Source organism: Alkalibacter saccharofermentans DSM 14828 (assembly GCF_900128885.1).
GTDB lineage: Bacteria > Bacillota > Clostridia > Eubacteriales > Alkalibacteraceae > Alkalibacter > Alkalibacter saccharofermentans.
The window spans coordinates 51340-71702 of record NZ_FQTU01000013.1 but is presented as its reverse complement, the minus strand read 5'-3'; the positions used below and the strand labels follow the sequence as shown (position 1 = coordinate 71702).

General features: G+C 42.0%; 17 protein-coding genes and 2 tRNA genes. 1 reads left to right on the top strand and 18 read right to left on the bottom strand.

Annotated elements, in window-relative coordinates; genetic code table 11:
* The 10 genes from BUB93_RS09080 to tyrS form a co-directional block, all read right to left on the bottom strand.
* A partial coding sequence (locus tag BUB93_RS09080; RefSeq protein WP_200789489.1) for a GTP-binding protein occupies nucleotides 1-335 on the bottom strand: 335 nt, incomplete at its 3' end.
* A gap of 60 nt (nucleotides 336-395) precedes the next feature.
* Nucleotides 396-471, bottom strand: a tRNA-Thr gene (locus BUB93_RS09075).
* Nucleotides 472-477: 6 nt separating this feature from the next.
* A tRNA-Tyr gene (locus BUB93_RS09070) sits at nucleotides 478-562 on the bottom strand.
* A 68-nt stretch (nucleotides 563-630) separates the two neighbouring features.
* Nucleotides 631-1278, bottom strand: a complete 648-nt coding sequence (sigH, locus tag BUB93_RS09065) for an RNA polymerase sporulation sigma factor SigH (protein ID WP_073271278.1) — start codon at nucleotides 1276-1278, stop codon at nucleotides 631-633.
* A gap of 22 nt (nucleotides 1279-1300) precedes the next feature.
* Nucleotides 1301-1828, bottom strand: a complete 528-nt coding sequence (locus tag BUB93_RS09060; protein ID WP_073271276.1) for an NYN domain-containing protein — start codon at nucleotides 1826-1828, stop codon at nucleotides 1301-1303.
* 4 nt (nucleotides 1829-1832) lie between these two features.
* A complete protein-coding gene (rlmB, locus tag BUB93_RS09055) occupies nucleotides 1833-2669 on the bottom strand; it encodes a 23S rRNA (guanosine(2251)-2'-O)-methyltransferase RlmB (RefSeq protein ID WP_341465284.1) in 837 nt (278 codons plus the stop codon).
* 10 nt (nucleotides 2670-2679) lie between these two features.
* The gene (thyX, locus tag BUB93_RS09050; protein WP_073271274.1) at nucleotides 2680-3450 is read right to left on the bottom strand and encodes an FAD-dependent thymidylate synthase; all 771 of its coding nucleotides are present in this window, start codon (nucleotides 3448-3450) and stop codon (nucleotides 2680-2682) included.
* 153 nt (nucleotides 3451-3603) lie between these two features.
* Nucleotides 3604-4734: a THUMP domain-containing class I SAM-dependent RNA methyltransferase gene (locus BUB93_RS09045; protein WP_073271272.1), complete on the bottom strand. Its 1131-nt coding sequence runs from the start codon at nucleotides 4732-4734 to the stop codon at nucleotides 3604-3606.
* Nucleotides 4734-5978 carry a histidine--tRNA ligase gene (hisS, locus tag BUB93_RS09040; protein ID WP_073271271.1) on the bottom strand — a complete coding sequence of 415 codons (1245 nt, stop codon included), beginning with the start codon at nucleotides 5976-5978 and terminating at the stop codon, nucleotides 4734-4736. The genes BUB93_RS09045 and hisS overlap by 1 nt, the downstream gene beginning before the upstream one ends.
* A 66-nt stretch (nucleotides 5979-6044) precedes the next feature.
* Nucleotides 6045-7268 (bottom strand): tyrosine--tRNA ligase, encoded by a 1224-nt coding sequence (gene tyrS / locus BUB93_RS09035; protein WP_073271269.1) that lies wholly within the window; start codon nucleotides 7266-7268, stop codon nucleotides 6045-6047.
* A 135-nt stretch (nucleotides 7269-7403) separates the two neighbouring features.
* Here tyrS and lspA point away from each other — a divergent pair, with 135 nt between their 5' ends.
* The gene (gene lspA / locus BUB93_RS09030) at nucleotides 7404-7859 is read left to right on the top strand and encodes a signal peptidase II (protein ID WP_242945469.1); all 456 of its coding nucleotides are present in this window, start codon (nucleotides 7404-7406) and stop codon (nucleotides 7857-7859) included.
* Nucleotides 7860-7865: 6 nt separating this feature from the next.
* Here lspA and BUB93_RS09025 read toward each other — a convergent pair whose 3' ends face one another.
* The 8 genes from BUB93_RS09025 to BUB93_RS08990 form a co-directional block, all read right to left on the bottom strand.
* Nucleotides 7866-8537: a GntR family transcriptional regulator gene (locus tag BUB93_RS09025; RefSeq protein WP_073271265.1), complete on the bottom strand. Its 672-nt coding sequence runs from the start codon at nucleotides 8535-8537 to the stop codon at nucleotides 7866-7868.
* 8 nt (nucleotides 8538-8545) lie between these two features.
* On the bottom strand, nucleotides 8546-9415 hold the full coding sequence (gene ispE, locus BUB93_RS09020; protein WP_073271263.1) for a 4-(cytidine 5'-diphospho)-2-C-methyl-D-erythritol kinase: 870 nt from the start codon (nucleotides 9413-9415) through the stop codon (nucleotides 8546-8548).
* 82 nt (nucleotides 9416-9497) lie between these two features.
* Nucleotides 9498-13055 carry a helicase-exonuclease AddAB subunit AddA gene (gene addA / locus BUB93_RS09015; RefSeq protein ID WP_073271261.1) on the bottom strand — a complete coding sequence of 1186 codons (3558 nt, stop codon included), beginning with the start codon at nucleotides 13053-13055 and terminating at the stop codon, nucleotides 9498-9500.
* A complete protein-coding gene (locus BUB93_RS09010) occupies nucleotides 13048-16398 on the bottom strand; it encodes a PD-(D/E)XK nuclease family protein (protein ID WP_073271259.1) in 3351 nt (1116 codons plus the stop codon). Before BUB93_RS09010 ends, addA begins: the two co-directional genes overlap by 8 nt.
* Before the next feature lie 19 nt (nucleotides 16399-16417).
* Nucleotides 16418-17572 (bottom strand): DUF362 domain-containing protein, encoded by a 1155-nt coding sequence (locus BUB93_RS09005; RefSeq protein ID WP_073271257.1) that lies wholly within the window; start codon nucleotides 17570-17572, stop codon nucleotides 16418-16420.
* Between the two features lie 3 nt (nucleotides 17573-17575).
* Nucleotides 17576-18409, bottom strand: a complete 834-nt coding sequence (locus tag BUB93_RS09000) for a deoxyribonuclease IV (RefSeq protein WP_073271255.1) — start codon at nucleotides 18407-18409, stop codon at nucleotides 17576-17578.
* A gap of 341 nt (nucleotides 18410-18750) precedes the next feature.
* On the bottom strand, nucleotides 18751-19578 hold the full coding sequence (locus BUB93_RS08995; RefSeq protein WP_073271253.1) for a MetQ/NlpA family ABC transporter substrate-binding protein: 828 nt from the start codon (nucleotides 19576-19578) through the stop codon (nucleotides 18751-18753).
* 96 nt (nucleotides 19579-19674) lie between these two features.
* Nucleotides 19675-20337 carry a methionine ABC transporter permease gene (locus tag BUB93_RS08990; protein ID WP_073271251.1) on the bottom strand — a complete coding sequence of 221 codons (663 nt, stop codon included), beginning with the start codon at nucleotides 20335-20337 and terminating at the stop codon, nucleotides 19675-19677.
* Nucleotides 20338-20363 lie beyond the last annotated feature (26 nt).

The following is a 20363-nucleotide window of genomic DNA, read 5'->3' as shown; positions in this document are numbered from 1 at the left end:
CCGTCAGCCGCGCTTACTACCAAGATAGCTCCGTCCATCTGTGCTGCTCCTGTAATCATGTTCTTTACGTAATCCGCATGTCCCGGGCAGTCTACGTGTGCATAATGTCTCGCGTCTGTCTCGTACTCAACGTGTGCTGTAGAAATCGTGATTCCTCTTTCTCTTTCTTCTGGCGCTTTGTCGATGTTGTCGAATGCTACCGCTGCACCTGTTCCATACTTCTTGTTCATTACTGTTGTTATCGCTGCTGTCAACGTAGTCTTACCGTGGTCTACGTGTCCTATTGTTCCGATATTTACGTGGGGTTTAGTTCTTTCAAATTTAGCTTTTCCCATTTCTGTTTCCTCCTTCGCATCTAAATATAATTATTTTAACACTTCCGTGTGTTTTACAAGTGGAGCCCATAATCGGATTTGAACCGATGACCCCCACCTTACCATGGTGGTGCTCTACCTACTGAGCTATATGGGCTTGTTATGGTGGTGGGAGATGGATTCGAACCATCGAAGGCTGAGCCAACAGATTTACAGTCTGCCCCCTTTGGCCACTCGGGAACCCCACCAAATTAAAATCGCTACTACATGATACTAAAATTGTTTTGTGGTGTCAATTGTTTGTACAAGTTTTTTCTCAATATTTTGTGTCTCTCAGTGTATCTATCTTTTTCCTGATTCTTTGAAGGGCATTGTCTATGGATTTATGCTCTTTTTTCAGCTGTTCGCTCATCTCCAAATAGTTCTTGCCCTCCAGGTAAAGCTTCAAGACTTTTCGTTCAAAATTGCTTAGCCTCTCATTTATGATTAGCTCCACATCCAATATTTCCTCATTTCCAAGCACTACAGTCTCTGGTTCAGAAACTTTTGACATTCTCAGGACATCTCCCAACACTGCTCCATTTTCTCCGTCGAATACGGGATAATCAAATGATACGTAGCTATTAAGGGGGGCGTGCTTATGCCTGTTTGCCTTCTTTATTGCTCCAATCAACTGCCTTTGTACGCAAAGATCCGCAAACACCTTGAAGCTCGCCTGGCGATCTGCCTTGTAGTCCTTCACCGCCTTGCAAAGACCTATCATCCCTTCCTGAACCAAATCATCCTTGTCGCCTCCCGCTAGATAATAGCTTCTTGCCTTGATTCCTACCATCTTTTTATACCTTAAGGCCAGCACCGACATGGCTTTTTTATCGCCCTTTTGCGCAATTTCCACCAGCTTTTCGTCAGATGCCCCATCTGAAATTTCCAAAACAGTTTCATAAACCGATTCCTCATGGCTCATTGGCACGATCTCCTCTCAATGTCTAATCTTGATCGGGGTCCCTTATGATTTTTTTCAATTTCTCAATGGTATCCCCATCAATGCTCTTGAACAAATGATTCCTATCGGCTTCAGATTCCATTTTGACTTTTTTCAAATTGGAGCTTAATGAAAACTCCATTTCCTTTTCCAGCTCCCTGGCACTCATTCGACTGCCTCCGGCTGATACTACCATTCTCTGAAGCATAAAGTCGGAAGTGGCTACCGTCACTTCGTGCACGGGGTTCAAATCGTACATGAACTTCTCGATATAGCTGTCCGCTGTTTGATTTTTACCCGAATAGACCACTTTAACTCCGCTTTTTTCTTCTTCCTTAACCATTTCGTCGTTATTGTATGCGTCAAACACCACAATTGCACTGTAATTCATGATCTTCGCATAGCTTTGTATCATACCAACCAAAGCTTCCCTTGCGTCTTCAAGGCTATAGGAGAGTATCTCTTTTAATCTTTCCCAGTCATTGATTATATTGTAGCCATCAACGACAAGGTAGTGCTTTCGAAGCCCCAACTTTTCAGCCTTCCCTTCTCTGCCTTGCCGATTCGCTTAGTAGTATCCCCGCCGCCACAGAAGCGTTTAACGAGCCTATTTCACCATACATCGGAATGGACACGCTAAAATCGCATTCCTCTTGGACAAGCCTGCTTATTCCTTTTCCCTCGCTGCCTATGACAAGGGCTAAAGGTCCCTTGAGATTGCTTTTATAATAAATGTCTCCGGAAGGCTCGGCCCCTGCTATCCAAACCCCTTGTTTTTTAAGGTCTTTCAATGTCTGAGTCAAGTTTGTCACTTTAGATACCATCATATGCTCTGCCGCTCCTGCAGATGACTTTACCGCAATAGGGCTTAAATCTACAGATCTGTTTTTCGAAATTATAATCCCATGAGCTCCACAGGCATCTGCCGTTCTTATTATCGCTCCGAAATTATGAGGGTCGGTCAGCTGGTCTAAAACCACGATCAAAGGGTCTTCTCCTTTGCTCTTTGCCTTTTGTATGATCTCCTCAGGTTCGTAATATGAAAAATTTGTAGCTATGGCTATTATCCCTTGGTGATTGCCCGTCTTTGTCGAATAATCCAGCTTCTTTCTATCTACAAACTGGATCTTTATCTTTTGTTCCTTTGCAAGATCGAAAACCTCGGTATTTCCGGTTTCGCGACGCCCTTTTGCCACCATGATTTTTTCTATGGTGACCCCTGACTTAAGCGCTTCTAAAATTGGATTTTTCCCTTCTATCTGTCGCACGTCTCTTTCAGGTCTGTCAGACCCCTGCTTTCTTGCGCCCTTGTTTTGGTCATCCTCATAATTTTTATTGTCCCGTTTTTTCGGGTTTTGTTTTTCCCTCATCATCATCTCATCCTTAAAGGTTCTCGAATTTTTTTCTTATTTCTTTTATTTTTCCGCAAGTCATTTGACCCTCTGGACAAGGCCCTTTCACACAGTTTGGGCCGGCATTTTTAAAGATTAACGGCGCTGCGTCTCTCGCAAGCTTCAGCATCTGAGTTGCCAGCTCTCTTATTTCCCATTGAGCTCTTTCGCAGCACCTATGGTTGAAAAAGTGCAAAAGCTCCCTTGCATTCATAGTCGCTATGATTTTTGTCTCGCAGGCATTGGGTAAAACATATCTCGCATCTTCTATAGCTGTTTTCTCAGCCTTGTTCTTCGCAGCTTTTTCGCTCTCTCCATTTTCCAGATATTCGTTATATCGCTTTTCCTTTAGAATTCCCGCTATCGCATCGTATATAGCTTGGTCTTTCTCCATAGCTTCTACGTACAACGCCTTGGTCCTTTCATCTTCTGCAATCTGAGGAGGAATTATATATTGGAATTGCGCCTCGGTTACGTACCTTTGTGATTTTTGTGAATAACTGGCCACCCTGTGTCTTACCAACTGGTGCGTGAGGCTCCTGGAGACTCCTTCTATTCCGAATGTAAAGCTGACATGCTCAATTGGAGATTCGTGTCCCATTTCCATCAGCTTTTCCAAAAATTTATTTACTTTATCCTCATCGAGACCATCCATCAGCTTTTCGATTCCGCTTTTGGAATAGCAGAGCTTTGCCGCTGCAGATATTAGTTTTTCCGGTTGAGGCGTGTGCTGAAGCAGTTCGACTTTTAGTTTGACTTCCATGAGTGTACCTCCAAATTAAGTTATTTCACTAATTATATCATAAAAAACGCGGATTATGCCTCCGATGATTTTTGCGAATATTATATCATATATTTAAGTAACGCTATTTATTGACTATCCTTTTAGGCGCAGATTATATCATAAAAAATAAAATCATCTTTTGGAATTGGGCAAATATTGATAGAAATACGTGAGCAGATTCCCATTGTAGAGTTTTCTGTTCTTTGTCGCCCTAATCTTAAAGTGTCTTTCGAATTCGAGGTGACCCGTTATGACATTAAAAGACCATCCTTTTGTTTTCTTGTAGGCCCGCCCCAAATCCTGATATAGATTTTCCACTTCTCTTTTATCTAGCAGCCTGTCCCCATATGGAGGGTTGGCGACTATTATTCCAGAATCTTGAAGCTCTTCTAAGTCCCTGGCATCTTTCTCCACAAATTCGATGTGCTCCTCCACCCCTGCTATTTTAGCGTTTTGCCTCGCAATCTTCAGAGACTTCTTATCTAGATCCCATCCTTGAATGTCAAGTTTTCCGTAATCTTTTCTTACGGAGAGCTCTTCCTTCATCTTTGAATATGCCGTTCTAAACTCCTTGCTCCACGTCTCGCTGATAAAGCTTCTGCTTATTCCCGGCTTGATATCCAGTCCGTAAAGGGCTGCTTCTATTAGCAGTGTACCGGACCCGCAAAAGGGATCTACGAGCTTTTTATCTCTTCTCCATCCAGAGAGAAGCACCAAGGCCGCCGCAAGAGTCTCCTTTATAGGCGCTTCATTCCCTTCGGCTCTGTACCCTCTTTTGTTGAGACCGCTTCCCGATGTATCTATAGACAAAACAGCAACATCCTTTAAGATACTTAAATGAACGGGGAACTTTTCGTCAATCTCTTCGAACCATTCTATATGATACTTCTTCCTCAACCTGTCCACGATTGCCTTTTTAACTATCTTTTGACAGTCTGATTTGCTGAAAAGCTTTGACTTGACAGATGTTGCCTTTGCAACTGGGAAGCTATCCTTGGGCCCAATCCAGTTTTCCCAAGGCAGCGCCTTGGTTTTTTCATATAAATCGTCGAAGGTCAGGCTTTCAAATTCACCTACCTTCACCAATACCCTGTCTGCAGTCCTAAGAGATATGTTTGCCTTCGCAATATCTTCACAAGTCCCGGTAAATACCACTCTTCCGTTTTCGGTTCTTGGTTTTTCAAATCCCAGGTGGGCGATTTCTCTTTTGAGCACGCTTTCAAGTCCAAATGTACATGTTGCTATTATTTCAAATTTTTTCATCAATCATTACCCAGTTTTCTTTCTTCCACGTCTCTGCCAAACACCCAGAGATATCCGTAGCCTGCTGCTTCAAGCTGTCCTATCTGTTTTCCAAGCTTTTTTTTGGTCTTAGCTACCGAAACCAAGTAGCCTTTTTTTCTTAAAACTCCTGCCTGCTTTATTACCTTTGATATCTCATTTTCATCGTCGAACAAAAGAGCAAGACGCTTGCTTTCCCCATTGACCCCCTTGTTTTCTTCCAGCATGATGGAAACAATTCGTTCAAATCCAATTGAAAACCCAACAGCCGGAACGGATTCCTTGCTGAACTTGCCTATGAGCCCGTCGTATCTTCCTCCTCCAGCAACTGAAAATCCATAAGGCCCGTATGCAACTTCAAAAATCATCCCAGTGTAATATCCCATTCCCCTTACCAGGGTTGGATCGAACTCGATTTTAAAAGCTCCTTCCGAAAGCTCTTCTACAGCTTCCATGGTCTTTAAGAGTCCTTCCACGGCTTCAGCTGCGAGCCCAGATTCAGCCAAGCTATTGACATTTAGAGATTCAGTCAGATCAACAAGCTTAAAAGCTGACTCTCTACCTTCGCTCAATGTTTCTAGCTCTCCTATCACGCCTTCTCTTCCTATCTTGTCCTTTTTATCAAGTATTATGCTCACCTGGTCAACTTGCTTAGTGTCATAACCGCTTGAAATTATCATTTCAGAAAGAATTCTTCTATCGTTTATCCTCACTGTAAAATTGTCAAATCCGATAGCCTTTAGAGCTTTTGCAGTAGTGTCGATAAGCTCCACTTCCGCGCACCAGGATTCATCCCCTATTATATCTATGTCGCATTGCTTAAAAGATCTGAATCTTCCCTTTTGAGGTCTTTCTGCTCTATAGACGTTTCCTATCTGTATGCTTTTAAAAGGGGTAGACAGTTCCTGTTTGTTGTTGGAGTAAAACCTGCTCAGCGGAAGCGTCAAGTCGTACCTTAGCCCGATATCGCATATCTCGCCGATAGCCGCGTCCTCTTTCAAATTGAGTTTCTCTCCTCTTTTTAGCACGGTGAAAAGCATCTTGAGATTTTCACCACCCTCGCTGTCCAACAGAAGATCTAAAGATTCTATCGCCGGTGTCTCTATCCTTTCGAACCCGTGAAATCTGTAGGTATTTAGAATTTTTGCTTCAATTTCGTCTCTTAAATCCATTTCTTTCGGGAGTATGTCTCTTGTTCCCCTGACAGGGTTTGAGCTCTTTGCCATTTTAAAACCTCCTGATTGTAGATAATGCCGCTGGAGTGAACCAAGTCACATCCCGGCGGCATATTTTCATGTTATTTTTATCTTATGATGAACTTTTTTGCCTTTTTTTATGATGAAGCTCTCTCCGCCCAGCTTGTCCTGTGGAAGCTTGTAATTTAAATCTTCAACTTTCTCGCCGTCGACTTGCACTCCGCCCTGGGTCACTAGTCTTCTGCCCTCGCTTTTCGAAGGAATCAAGTTTGCTTTAATCATAATATCCAAGATTTCCATCTCAGAAAGCTCTTGTCTGTCTATTTCAGTGGTGGGCATTTCAGCAGAATCAGTATGAAGGGAAAATAGGCTCTTTGCGGTATTTTGAGCCTTGTTCGCCTCGTCCTCACCGTGAATTATCTTCGTCACTTCATAAGCCAAAACTTCCTTTGATTTGTTGATTTCAGAGCCTTCGAAGGAGCTTAACCTTTCTACTTCCTCCATCGGAAGGAACGTAAGCAGGGCCAGGCATTTTCTTACATCTGCATCGTCAACATTTCTCCAGTACTGATAAAAATCATAAGGAGATGTCTTTTCGGGATCCAGCCATAGTGCTCCTTTTTCCGTTTTACCCATCTTCTTGCCATCGGAAGTAGTAAGCAGGCTGAATGTCATTCCATAAGCTTGACCTCCAAGCTTTCTTCTTACAAGTTCCGTGCCACCAAGGATGTTTGACCACTGGTCGTTTCCACCCAGCTGCATCTTGCAGTTGTAGTCCCTGTACAGCACGTAAAAATCATAGGACTGCATTATCATGTAATTGAACTCCAAAAATGTCAGGCCCTGTTCCATCCGCGTCTTATAGCAGTCCGCTGCAAGCATCCTGTTTACCGAGAAATGTACTCCAACCTCTCTTAGCAGCTCCACATAATTTAAGTCTAAAAGCCAGTCCGCATTGTTAAGCATTATCGCCTTGTCATCGGAAAAATCCAGAAACTTTTTAAATACTGTCTTGAATTTTTCCCCATTTTCGTTTATCTGTTCCTGGGTCAACATTTTTCTCATGTCCGTCTTGTCAGTGGGATCCCCGACCATGGTGGTTCCACCACCAATCAATGCTATAGGCTTGTGCCCGTGTCTTTGCATATGGGTCATTACCATTATTTGAAGAAAATGCCCTATGTGCAAACTGTCTGCCGTAGGGTCAAAACCTATATAAAACGTCACTTGTTCTTTCTCAAGCAACTCTCTTATTTCGTCTTCGTGGGTGCACTGCTCTATAAATCCACGTTCCTTTAAAACATCGAATACGTTGTTCATATCGGCCTCCTAAATATAGCTTGTCTGCCATTTCATTATATTAATACTTCCCGTTTCAAGACTCTCGTCTGTACACAGGCTCAATGATATATTATACTATAAATGCGAATAAATTTGTAACAGGAGGATACTATTTTGAGCTTTATTATCATACTTGCAATAACCGCACTGGATCAATTTTCCAAATCACTGGCTCTTGAACATCTCAAGGGCAGCGCCAGCATCCCTTTGTGGGAAGGCGTCTTCCACCTGACTTATGCAGAAAACACCGGTGCTGCTTTTAGCATCTTCACTGACATGCAACTATTTTTAAAAATCATAACCTCTGTTTTTTCAGTTGTACTATTGATCTACTTGATATTCTTGACCAGAAAAGAAGGCAAGCTCACTATTAAAAGCCTTTCGCTGGCACTAATAATCGGTGGAGCCTTGGGCAACCTTATTGATCGTTTCAGATTCAACTTTGTCGTTGATTTTTTCGATTTTCGCCTGATAAATTTTGCCATCTTCAATGTGGCTGATATCTTTATCGTTTCCGGAAGCATACTGCTCATCATGGTTCTGCTACTGGAGCCTTCTGAAGCAGCATAAGGCCATTTACCTTTTTTCTTCAATTGAGGTTATAAGCTTCTCTGTAGTCGATATGTGCTTTTCGGCAATTGCTCTAGCCCGATCAGGCTCGTTGTTCACAATGGATGAAACCAGGTCATTATGCTCTTCGATCAAGGTCTGGGTGCTCCTTATTTTTGTGAAATAAGCGACCCTGAACCTTTGAACCTGCTCTCTTAAAGCGCTGATCAATTGGATCAGCTTTTTATTTTTTGAAGCCCTGTACATGACATCGTGAAAATCCGAGTCGAAATTGATTAGTCTAACGACATCCTTTTCCTCTGCAGCGACCTTGAATTTTTCTACGATTTCCTGAAGTTGCTCTATATCTGCAGCGGAAGCATTTTTTGCAGCCAAAGATGCAGCCAACCCCTCCAAAACCGCCCTGATTTCCAAGACCTCTTTTACATCCTCGCTTGACAGCCCTGCAACATACGCGCCCTTTCTAGGCACCATTACCACAAGACCTTCCAATTCAAGTTTTCTAATAGCTTCTCTGACAGGGGTTCTGCTTACGCCCATCTGCTCTGCCAACTGGACCTCCATTAGCCTTTGTCCGGGCTTAAAGTCTCCGTTGATTATTGCCTCTCTCATCGTGGTAAACACAATTTCTCTCAGTGGCTTGTAAGTATCCATGTCAATCTTGAGAAAATTATCCATAGGGTAGATCACTCCTTAATTAATTGATGGCACGTCTTTGCCTTGTACACCTCGTCATATATCCCCCTAAAGTGTTCACAAGCAAGTTGAGCCTTTGCCTCATCGTCGAACAGACCATACATCGTTGGGCCGCTTCCACTCATAAGACTTCCCTTAGCCCCCAGCTTGATTAAAGTCTCTTTTATTTCAGCAAGTTCCGGATACTTCTTAAAAGCTGCTTCTTCAAAAACATTCCCCAAGTTTTTTTCAATTACAGCCCTATCTCCATATTCGATGGCACGGCTGACAGCTTCATTGTCCGGATGTTGCTTGATGTTTTTTATATCCACATTGTTGTAAGCCCATGCTGTGGATATTGAAAATTCCGGCTTTACCAGGACTACGTGATAATCCGGCAGGTCTTTAAGCTTTGTCAGCTTCTCTCCTATTCCCTGGGCAAGCATAGTGCCGCCTTTCGTACAATATGGCACATCTGCACCAATCGACTTGGCTATCTCGTTGAGCCTATCATCCGTTGCCTCTATTCTCCACATTTTTTTTAAAGCAAGCAAAGTTCCCGCAGCATTCGCAGACCCTCCTGCCAAACCCGCTTCCAAGGGTATCTTCTTGTTGATTTTTATGTAGATCCCTTTTTGAATGCCAAATTCGTCCTTCAGAGCATTCGCCGCTTTGTAAACTAAGTTCCCACTGTCGCAGGGAATTTCATGGTTGCTACATTCGATTTCTATTCCGATTTCCCTTTCCTCAAATTCCAGCTCGTCGCAAAGGTCCACCGTTTGCATCACCATGGATATTTCATGGTAGCCATCCTCTCTTTTCTTGAGGATATCCAGGGTCAAGTTTATTTTTGCCGGTGTTCTTACAGAAATACGGTTCATAAGCACCTCATTTGTTTTTGTAATATTGTATACTAAATTCACATAATATGATACTACCCTATGAATTATTACCTGTCAACAATTATGTTGTTACAGGCAGCGCTTCATTGGAGTGCAATAGGTACAAATAAGATTCCTTTACCCTTTTCCCGGTGATTTTTTCAATGGCTTTAGCATAGACTGCTATTTGGTCTTTGTATTTATCCAAAATGTCCGCCTTTTGTTTTTCAGATGCAAAATAATCACTCTTGTAGTCTATAAGTATCCAGTGATTCTCCTCTCGAAAAAAACAGTCTATCATTCCCTGAACCAAAACGCTTTCATCAGGCGAGCCTCCCTCGTATAGCTCAGACTCCTTTATTTCGAGATTAAAGGTCTGCTCTCTGTATATCTTAGGACTTTCTATCATCCTTTTCCCCAGGGTGTTTGCAAAGAAGGCTACGATTGCGCCAACATTTATTTTCCCTTCAAAACTGACATCAAGCCTTTCCGATTTAAATAACCCTGAAAGCTGCAAATTTATTTCATCTGCCATATCCCCTGAGTGCTTGATTCTTTCAAGATTCAGGTGTTGCATCACAAAGTGGTTCGCGCTTCCTATCTCAGAAGCTTTCTTTGTCTTTTCCCTCTGCAAAAATATTGGCGTCTTCAGTTCTTCAGAAGTTTTAATAAGATTTTTCGTTCTTTTAAACCTCTTCATATCTGTTACCGACATCTTCGAAGGGAGGGTTATTTCTCTTTCCCAGGGATATGACCATTCCAACCTTTCGATAATTTGCGGTGGTACCTGGCCTGTGGTATCTTCGAGTGCTGCAAAATAATCTGAAATCTTATTTATGTATCTATCCTGCTCAGACTCAACTCGTGCTATCGAGTCCATGGATATCTTCTCTATTTTTACCATTTCACTTTCATATGCACCTTGCTTTGCAAGGACAATTGCTTCTTCATAGCCCAACAAAGCCCCTAAAACCCAGTCCAGGTAGGTTTTTGCCTTTGAAACGGTGTATGCTGAAAGAGGTTTTGCCCATCCTTCGATCTTGCTGTCCAGTCTTTTCCCCGAACCCACCATTATCAGCTTATCCCTCGCCCTAGTCATAGCGACGTATAAAACCCTCATTTCTTCAGATAGAACCTCTAAGGCAGTCTTTTCTTTTGCTATGCTTTTGTATATGGTCTCGCAGTATCTTCGCTCATCCAGATTGACGTATTCCATAGACAAGCCAAGATCCTTGTGCAATATAAGCGACTGCTGAATGTCCAACATGTTGAAGTTCTTATTCATACCTCCCACAAACACCACGGGAAATTCAAGTCCCTTGCTTTTATGTATGCTCATTATCCTGACTACGTCATCCATTGCGCCAAGAACCTTTGCTCCTGTGAGATCCGTCTTTGTGTTTTTTAGCTCTTCTACGAACTTCACGAAGTTGAACAATCCCTTCATGGAAGAATCAGCAAACTCCTTCGCCCTGTCCACTAGCATTCTTATATTCGCTTGTCTTTGCACTCCACCGGGCAGTGCACCCACATATCCATAATAATCAGTTTCCACTAGGATGCTCCATAGAAATCTATCAAGGGGCATCACCCGTGATTGTTTTTTCCATCTGGCAATCACAGACAGCATGCCTTGTGCTTTTTCCTGCAAGGCTTCCTCTGGATTTTCAGATGCCTTTAGCAATGCTTCCACCATGCTCTTGCCTTTTGCCGCTTCTCGAATTGAAATAATCTCATCTATAGTGAATTTAAACACCGGAGACCGCATCACCGACAATAGTGGAATGTCCTGCCTCCTATTGTCTATCACACGCAAAACATCGAGCAAGAGGCTTATCTCCAAGGTATCGAAATATCCAGTTCCGCTCTCCGCATAAACAGGTATGCCATTTTCCATCAGCACCTCCTGATAAATTTGCCCCTTTTTCTTTACCGTTCTGAGCAGGACTACTATATCCCTATAACCTAGTTTTCTATACTCTTGTTTCTTTGCATCAAAAATCTCTGTACCCATCAGACTCTTTATCTTGGAAGCAATGACCTTGGCTTCAAGTTCCTCAAGCTTCATCTCTTCGATCTCTTCCTCTTCTTCACTGTCGTCTTTTTCCAAGTCATTGGATATTAGGTATATCTCGGTCTTGTCACATTCCATTTCCGGAAGGATCAATCCTGGATTTAGCTTTTCTTTTTCCGTATAATCCATTTCTCCTACATATGAACACATTGTTCTCTCAAATACATAGTTTATAAAGTCTATGATTGTGCTTCTGCTTCTAAAATTGGTGTTCAAGTGCAAAAGCTCATTAATACTTGAATCAGCACTTTCATAAACCAGGCTTTTTTGTATGAACAGCGTAGGATCTGAAAGCCTAAACCTGTATATGCTCTGTTTTACGTCCCCTACTAAAAAAAGATTATTCTCTCTTTGTATGCGAGAAGCAATCACATCCTGAATTTGATTGCTGTCCTGATACTCATCGATGAAGACGTATCTGTATTCTTCCCTTAACTGATTGGCCACTTCATCATTTGCGAGTATTTTCATGCAAAAATGCTCCAAATCGTTAAAATCCATAATTGATTTTTCCCTCTTCATCCTTGAATAAATCTCTTCGAATCTTTCTGCCATTTTTATCAAAAAAGCCGCTCGGGACTTCATCTCATTTAAGTTTTCCACCATCGTCTCGGCATCTTCATACCCGAATTTTTCTATCAATTTCTTTGCTATGTCTTTGGCTTCATCTCTACTCTGTTTTATCTTCTCCTTTAGGTCTGCATCCTCAGTCTTAATGATAAGCCTTGCAAAACCGACCGAGTCCAAAACCTTCCTAAAGGCGCTGAATCCATTTTCCAATGAATTGATTAGAGCTTTAACATTATTTAATTCGTCCTGAACAACAGCAGAAGTCTTTTCGAAGTTATCAGTACCTTTCAAATCTTCTAGGGCACGGGTCAATAAAAGTGCAGCGTGCTCCAGCTTGACTTTTGTGCTCTGAGCAAAAAAGACATAGTAGCTGCCCCGATCAAAGCCTTGCATATCAACTCCAAAGCTATCGACCACTTTCCTTCCCCAGGCCTTTGGATCCGGTCTATTCATCAAAAATCCGTAGACCTTCTCTACCATTTCTCTTAACCTATCGTCTCTTCGGTCATTTCCAAAGCTCTCCATCAACTTGATGAATTCTTCATCCTCTTGTTCATATTCCTGTTCGAAGAGCTCTTCCATGGCTCTTTGTCTCAGTATCAGAAGTACCGTCTCATTGCCTACTTTCAAGGCAGGATCGATATCAATTACATGGTAATACCTTCTAACCACGCTGGAGCAAAAGGAATGGATTGTGCTTATGGAGGCAAATGGAAGGGCATTAATCTGCCTGTTGATAAATCCCCGTTCCTCTCCTGTAGCCTCGGACATTTTTTTTACAAGCGTCGAACTTATTCGCTGCTTCATCTCTTCAGCAGCCGCCTTCGTGAAGGTGACCACTAAAAGCTTCTCCACATCCACGCGGTCATCTACAACCAGCCTTATTATCCTTTCGACTAAAACCGCCGTTTTGCCGGAGCCTGCCGCCGCAGAAACAAGAAGACTTTTCTCCCTGGATTCTATGGCTCTTTCTTGTGCTTTCGTCCAATCAGCCATCTTTCTCACCCCCCAATAGCTTTTCAATTACCTCCTTGTCGCTTAGAGATTTTTTATATCTCATTCTATTGCCGATGAATTTTCTATCGAATTGACATATATTCTTATAATCACAGAACAGGCACGCCTCTCTTGCACCGGATTTAACAGGCTCTATGTCGATTTTGCCCGCTGCAATCTTTTCCCCCATTCGCTTCGCCGCCTCTACGGAGTAATCCAACAGCATCTCAAATACCTGCTCCTCAACCATTCCTTTCGTATTTGCGTGGATTTTACCGTCTTTTGTGATTTTGCAGTTAATCACCTCGGAATCACCTGCATCCTTGTCCAAAGCGTATAATATCTTGGGGTCCTTTCTTATCAAGCCCTTAAGCTTTAATATCTTGTTGATTTTAGTCCCTATGTTTTTTATGTCCTTTTTAGATCCGGCGACCAAAGGATCGTCCAGCTTGAAATAGAAAACGCCTGCCGGCTCCGCATTGTCGTATTTAGCGAGGCACGCGCTCATATAAATGAGCAGCTGAAGGGATAATCCGTAATATATTTCTTTTAACTCCAATGTTTTTTCCCCGGTTTTGTAGTCTATAACCTTAAGGTATATCTTGTCCTCATCCTCAAAAACATCTACCCTGTCTATCCTACCTTCCAATATCATATCCATTTCTTCGTTCAGCTTGAACTCCAAAGGAGGAAGCTCCTGCTTTTCTCCAAACCCTATCTCGCTTTTGTAAATATCAAACTCTCCCCTTGACATGTGATAAGTAAGCGTCATCACAGCTCTCACCAGGAGCCTTTTAAGATATTGGGCGAGGTACTTGTACCTTCCCTTGCTTAGAAATACTCCCTCCTTGTACCTTTGTGTGGTTTCATCCACCAGCTCAGTGCACATCTTGATTATCCGGTCTTCATCCACATCTGTCCATCGGAGACCTTCCTTATCCAAGATTTCTCCATAGCTTTTTATGGCATCGTGCAACAGTTGCCCTATGTCCGGCATAGATACTTCATAGACTCTTCTCTCCCTTGGCTTAAGCCCATATCTCACGAAGTACTTAAATGGACATTGTCCAAATGTCTCCAGTCCTGTGACACTGTTTCTTATCTTTTGTCCGTAAAGCTTTTTCAACTGCTCCTTTGTCAAAGGCGACGGCTTGTTTGCATAAGTCATCGCTCTTTTGAGGCTATCCATCTTATCTTTCCAATCCCTTTGGTTCGCATACCACCTGTAAGCACCATTCCACCACAAATTATCGATTGACTCATATTCGTCAATTCCTTTTCTGTAGTAGCTAATCAGATGCCTCAATGTGCCGCTCGGGTTCGAGATTAGATCCTTCTCCTCCCCATAATCAAAGCCTATGGCTAAATCCGAAAATATCTCCCTCAGCCTGTCTACGTAAGATGATGGCCTTAGGATGCCTCCCTCAAAGTCTGCCAGTGGATAGCTGAAAAACACCTTGTTCCTTGCCTTTGCAATCAAAGAGCTGAAAAGATATTTTTCCTGCACAGACTGATACGACATATCCTCTCCCAGCTGAATGTTCTTAGCTCTTTCTAGATACTCCAGTTCTGCAGATGAGAACAAACCTGTTTTTTCTGCCGCTCCAGGCAAAACTCCCTCGTTCACCCCCAGCAAAAACAGAACCTCAATATTGTTCTGCCTGGTTCTTTTCACATCCCCCACGGTGACTTCATCCACGCTAGATGGAAGCAACCCAAGCTCCGCCGCTTCAATCCCGGATTTCAAGATATCGCAATAGTCCTTAATATTGGTCTTCTTGTCCAAAAAAATCTCTGCTATCTCGTCCAGCAGCTCAATTATCTTGTTGTATATCTGAGTATTCTCTGCAGACAGCTCCAGATCGCCTTGCTCTAAAAGCTCATCAGATAAAGATCTGGTTTTTTCCCCACAGCCGCATTCAACTAAAAATTCATACACGCTCTTTGAAATCCCCAGATAAGTGGGATCTTTTTTGATTGATACCTTTAAATTCTCCAGAGGAAGCACCAATCTCTCCCGCACTTCATTTAAAGCTGTCAGGTCGTACTCTCCATCTTGTGAGTTCTTGAAAAACTCCTTCTTCCACTGGTTGCCCCTTATGCCAAACCTTAAGCAATAGTTTTCTAGAACCTCATATTCGTCAGTATCTAGATCTGAAAACCCCGTCTTTATCATGGAAAAAACATCTTCGTATGTGAAGTTGTATACTATGCAGTTTAATGCAGCGATTGCGAATATAGCCAGAGGCTTGTCGGAAACAGATCTTTTGATATCTACGAAACATGGTATCTTGTATTCCTCAAAGGTTCTTTGGATTAAGAAGGAGTATGATTCGAGGTCATTTGCTATTACACATACGTCCTTATACCTTATATCATCCTCTCGCACCATTCGGATAATATCCACGCAGACGTTGTCTATCTCATTGTAGACATTTTGTGATTGAATGATTTTTATGTCCCTTGGAGCTCCCGTACGCTTTTTATATGGATAGGCAAAAAACTCATCTTGCAGATGCCCTATGTCGGAATCTTTGGAAACGGCATGTCCAAGAAACTCTACATTGCAGTTGTCTCGGTTCATTTCCCTCAATTGTTGGAATGTCTTTCTATTAATTTCGTATATTTCCCTGTCCGGTTCAGACTCGTCATTGTTTATGTCAATGGTCACTCCAACTTTAATTGCATTGTCTGCCAGCACCTTTATGAACTCCATTATCTGCTTTGTAAATGTATGGAACCCATGAATCCAAATCTTGGATCTTTTTACCCTTTTATCCCTGGCAGCTTCTTTTATGGCTAGATTTATCCTCTCTTCAGCATCCAAATATCCATTATCCATGAACATGCTATAAGCTTCATATATCGCTCCTATATCCCGGATTTTTCTGTCGACCATGCTCATGGAACCTATATCCGAACCCTCCGTCGCCAAAACGCCAACGTCAATCATGTTCTCTTTTAAGGATTTCATTGTTGATTCAATCTCGTCAACAAAGCCGGATTTATCTACCATGCCAGAATAAGCGCTTAAATCTTCTTTAAGGTCTTTAAGCACTTTTCTAATTATCATCTTCTTGCCTGTAGAACTCACTAACGTTCTCTTCGGCTGAAATGACTTGTCCAAAAGAATATCCATATACCTTGAAAAGCTTACAACATCCACGCTAAGCAGTCCTTCTGCTTTCAAGGCTTTCATTAGTTCTTTTTCCGCCTCCAGGGTGTATTGGTCAGGAACTATCAAATAAAGATCCTCTTCACCATTTTCAAGACATTCCAGTATCTGGCTGTAAATTTTCTCGGCTTTTCCAGAACCTATTTTTCCGGCTATTATATCAATCATGAAACCAACTCCAAAGTCATTATTTATATATCATCTTGCCAAGCAAGGTCTCTCCAACTTCCAGGGCTCCCACCGGGCACAGTTCTTGACAGCAAAAACACCTGATACAAGTTTTTTTGTCAAATACAGGCACAGATTTCCCGTTTTTTTCTACCATCTCGATAACCCTGGGCTTTTCGGGACAAACTTCATAGCATCTGTTGCAGCTTATACATTTTTCATGAAGTAATTTCGGATAGGGAGCTATCAAATTTTTAATGAATTTCATCCCATTACTGTTTCCGAAAATCTCATTTGTTCTTCTGATCTTTTTAAAATCCTTTACCTTCATTTCATCGAGGCTTTCCCCCAGGATTAATATATCTTCCGGAAGAACTTTACCCCAGCTGAATTCATGGGCTATCCTGTACTGGGGCACTTCTCTGGGATCTTCATATCCGATTAAGCCCAGGGCCGTGGAGTCGACAGCCGTCAAGCTCTCGCCCATGATGATGGAATCCATCTTTTTGGGAGTTCCGCTCTTCGGACCGTTTCCTTCCATTGCGATGATTCCATCCATAATGGCAAAATCAGTCTTAACAAGCTTGTTTAAATCCAGCAGCATTTTTGAGAAATTGTCTCCATTATTCATCCTCGTGTGCCACAGGGCTTTTTGAGTCCCCGGCACGCAACCGAACTGGTTTTTAACCGCTCCTGTGAAATACATCATCCCGTGGGTCTTAAGCTTTGGCAGTGATATCAACACGTCAGCTTCATACGCAACTTTTGCAACATCCCAATTCTTGACTAGGATCGCCTCTTTAAGCTCAGCAGACACCTTTTCTGTGAAAGGATCAAATCCCACGCCGTATCTTTTGGCAACATCCATTAGTCCAGCCTTTTGAGCTGCTTTTTCACTTGAACCAAATCCTGGCGAATCACCAAAGATCAAATTGTCCGTATAGTCTTTAATCACCCTTACGACAGCTTCAAAGAAAGCATGATTCGTAACTACAGGCGAATTCTCCTCTTCTACAGATAAGAGATTAGGTTTCAACAAAACTTTTGATCCAAAAGGAATCAAGTCCTTTATGTATTTTTCCCCTCCAAGAAGAGAAAATCCTTCCTTAATCTTTTCTTCTATAATATCAACATCATAACTTGCACACCTTAACAACGCGACTTTTTCCTTCATGATCTACTCCTTGTAATTTGCCTTTAAAAAGGCAATTTCATTTTTGTATCCATCCAACTCGTTTGGAGTCTCCAGGTTAAAGACCAGATCTTTTAAAAGAGGATGATTTATGATGTTTATAATCGCTTCTTTGCCTAGAGTCCCTTTTCCCAATACTTCGTGCCTGTCCTTGTTTGATGCAAATTCCATCTTGCTGTCGTTTAAATGAACCGCCATAAGCTTATCCATCCCTACACTTTTATCTATTTCTTCTATGACCCCGTCCAAATCTTTTACTACATCATACCCTGCAGAATATAGATGGCAGCTATCTATGCATATTCCGACTTTTTTGTTGTGTTTGACTCCATCTATTATTAGTTTAAGCTCTTCGAGCCTTCCACCTATTTCAGTCCCTTTGCCGGACATGCCTTCAAGCAAAACAGTGGTCTCACAATCTTCCTTTATGGCATCATTCATAGCCTCTACTATGTAATCAATCCCCTTTTCCACTCCCTGCCCCACATGACTGCCGGGATGGAATATATAATAGGATTCAGGAAGAAGCTTGAGCCTCTCCAAATCCTCTTTGAAAACATTTTTAGCGAAATCTCTTATGTCTCTTTTATCGCTGCACAAATTCATCGTATACGGCCCATGAGCAAAAAGTGGGGCAAAGCCGTTTTCATTAAATAGCTTCGTGAATTTTTCTATGTCTTTTAAATCAATTTTCTTTGCGCTTCCTCCTCGAGGGTTTCTGGTGAAAAACTGAAATGTATTTGCATCTATCGCCAAGGCATCCAGCCCCGCTTTATAATAGCCCTTTGATATTGATAAATGACATCCTATTTTTAGCATATTATCTACCCTTTCATTTTAAGTATCGGAATTTAAATCTACCTTAAGATTATATCATAAAGCTGTGGCTATTAAACCTCCGATGACCTCCCATCATTTTTCCACATAAAATTTGATCCGGCGGGAAGAAGCGCCTGAAAAAGCACACCGGCATATCGGTGTGCTTTTTCAAGGATTATATTGGATTTTTATGCGTTTGGCAATTATTCCCCATGAATAATTGTATATCAAAATATTGATAACGCACTATGGGGAAATTATATCATAAGTTTTTAGAAAGCGAAATAAATTTCACATCTTGTAACTAAAAAATCCCCAATCTTAAGATCGGGGATCAACTTTTAAAATACAGGCACTACTGCTCCTTCATACTTTTCTTCAAGGAAGTTTCTTACTTCATCTGATTGCAAGGCAGTTTTCAAGGTTTCGAACATCTCCCTGTCATCACCAGTTCTAATCACAATTACATTTGCAAAAGTCTGAGCTGCCAAAGACTCCTTGTCTTCAGCCATCAACGCGTCTTCTCCCGCATTGAGGCCTGCTTGAATCGCATAGTTGCCGTTTATTACGCCAATATTCACATCAGGCAACGCCCTTGATATTTGAGCTGCTTCCAGCTCCACGATATCGAGATTTTTAGGATTGCTGATTATATTTCTTATAGTCGCCTCCAAACCGGCATTAGGATCCAACTCTATTAAGCCTGCCTCCTGCAATAACAATAGAGCTCTCGCTTCGTTTGTAGTATCGTTAGGAACCGCAACCTTGTCTCCGTCTTGAATATCCTCCAAAGATGCTGTCTGTCCAGGGTAGATGCCTAGTGGCTCAAAATGAACCAATATCACTGCGCTTAGGGCAGTATCGTTGTTTTGGTTGAAATCCTCCAGGTACGGTACGTGCTGGAAGAAGTTTGCGTCCAACTCTTCATTGGCAAGGGCCATATTAGGCTGAACATAGTCTGTAAACTCCACTATTTCAAGCTCTATGCCTTCCTCTAAAAGCATGGGCTTGATAAATTCCAAAATCTCCGAATGGGGTACCGGAGTGGCTCCAATCCTCAGGGTCGTCGTATCTCCATCGCCGTTATCTCCGCTTGTACCGCAGCCTGCCAAAGCTCCCACCAGCACAAACATCACGGCCAACAATAAAACTATGCTTCTTTTTTTCATTCAGTTCACTCCTTTTCCAATTAAACCTATCTGTTTAATATACCTTTTAGATATTCTAATCTTTTATTATATGAATGTCAACTTGTTTTGCGCAAATCAATAAAGCCTGTTTATTTTTTTTGATATGTGATTGCCGGCAAACTGTATAGCCTGTACTATCAATACAAGAACCACTATGGTTACCAGCATTAGCTCGCTTTCGTATCTGTAATATCCATATCTTATGGCCAAGTCTCCAAGTCCACCTGCTCCGATGGCACCGGCCATGGCAGAATAACCTACCAGCGTTATCGTCGTGATTGAAGAGCCAAGCACTAAGGATGGCATGCTTTCAGGAATCATCACCTTGTAGATGATTTCCAAATTGGAGCATCCCATTGAAGCAGCTGCTTCAATGATGCCTTTATTAAGCTCCTTAAGCGAGCTTTCGACCATTCTTGCCACAAAGGGCGTAGCTCCTATTACCAATGGCACAATTGCAGCATTTGCTCCTATGGCAGTTCCCACAACCATCCTTGTAAAAGGTATGACCGCTATCAAAAGAATTATGAAAGGCACAGATCTTGTTATATTGACTATGGTTCCCAGTACCCGATTTACAATTTTGGATGGCATAATATGGTTGTCATCCGATACTACCAAAGCAACACCCATAGGAAGTCCGAATAGATAAGCAAAAAATACCGATGCAAAAGTCATATAGAGAGTTTCCATGGTACCTTTAATCAATATGTCTCCAAATTCATTTAAAAATTCCATGTCTAGACCTCCTTAAAATGTCCTAT

What these genes read in the sequence shown, in the direction of transcription:
- sigH (WP_073271278.1), bottom strand. Translation starts at nt 1,278, where the DNA reads ATGAGCCATGAGGAATCGGTTTATGAAACTGTTTTGGAAATTTCAGAT.
- rlmB (WP_341465284.1), bottom strand. Translation starts at nt 2,669, where the DNA reads ATGATGAGGGAAAAACAAAACCCGAAAAAACGGGACAATAAAAATTAT.
- thyX (WP_073271274.1), bottom strand. Translation starts at nt 3,450, where the DNA reads ATGGAAGTCAAACTAAAAGTCGAACTGCTTCAGCACACGCCTCAACCG.
- BUB93_RS09045 (WP_073271272.1), bottom strand. Translation starts at nt 4,734, where the DNA reads ATGAAAAAATTTGAAATAATAGCAACATGTACATTTGGACTTGAAAGC.
- hisS (WP_073271271.1), bottom strand. Translation starts at nt 5,978, where the DNA reads ATGGCAAAGAGCTCAAACCCTGTCAGGGGAACAAGAGACATACTCCCG.
- tyrS (WP_073271269.1), bottom strand. Translation starts at nt 7,268, where the DNA reads ATGAACAACGTATTCGATGTTTTAAAGGAACGTGGATTTATAGAGCAG.
- BUB93_RS09025 (WP_073271265.1), bottom strand. Translation starts at nt 8,537, where the DNA reads ATGGATAATTTTCTCAAGATTGACATGGATACTTACAAGCCACTGAGA.
- ispE (WP_073271263.1), bottom strand. Translation starts at nt 9,415, where the DNA reads ATGAACCGTATTTCTGTAAGAACACCGGCAAAAATAAACTTGACCCTG.
- addA (WP_073271261.1), bottom strand. Translation starts at nt 13,055, where the DNA reads ATGGCTGATTGGACGAAAGCACAAGAAAGAGCCATAGAATCCAGGGAG.
- BUB93_RS09010 (WP_073271259.1), bottom strand. Translation starts at nt 16,398, where the DNA reads ATGATTGATATAATAGCCGGAAAAATAGGTTCTGGAAAAGCCGAGAAA.
- BUB93_RS09005 (WP_073271257.1), bottom strand. Translation starts at nt 17,572, where the DNA reads ATGAAGGAAAAAGTCGCGTTGTTAAGGTGTGCAAGTTATGATGTTGAT.
- BUB93_RS09000 (WP_073271255.1), bottom strand. Translation starts at nt 18,409, where the DNA reads ATGCTAAAAATAGGATGTCATTTATCAATATCAAAGGGCTATTATAAA.
- BUB93_RS08995 (WP_073271253.1), bottom strand. Translation starts at nt 19,578, where the DNA reads ATGAAAAAAAGAAGCATAGTTTTATTGTTGGCCGTGATGTTTGTGCTG.
- BUB93_RS08990 (WP_073271251.1), bottom strand. Translation starts at nt 20,337, where the DNA reads ATGGAATTTTTAAATGAATTTGGAGACATATTGATTAAAGGTACCATG.